The sequence below is a fragment of the Bradyrhizobium sp. DN3 genome, from assembly GCF_041357655.1.
In the GTDB taxonomy this organism is placed as follows: Bacteria; Pseudomonadota; Alphaproteobacteria; order Rhizobiales; family Xanthobacteraceae; genus Bradyrhizobium.
Window position 1 is genome coordinate 1 of sequence record NZ_JAULLN010000111.1, and the last position, 237, is coordinate 237.

The 237-nt window shown below is 70.0% G+C and carries 1 pseudogene; it reads left to right on the plus strand.

The window, feature by feature from the left end:
- Positions 1 to 237, plus strand: a pseudogene (locus AAE027_RS39575) (methyl-accepting chemotaxis protein); the annotation flags it as partial.

A 237-nucleotide genomic window follows, 5' to 3' on the forward strand; every position in this document is an offset into this window, starting at 1 on the left:
AGGAGTTCAAGGTTCAGGCGGTGGCCAAGGCCGAGCGCGATGCCGCCGCCAGCGAAGTCCAGAACCGGGAGCAGGCGGCAAGCCGCCGCGCCGAGCTGATCCGCTTTGCCGACGATTTCGAGAGCGCGGTCGGCGCCATCGTCTCCAACGTCTCGGCGTCCGCCGTGCAGCTGGAATCGGCCGCCTCCACGCTGACCCGCACCGCCGAGACCACGCAGAGCCTGTCGAGCCAGGTCG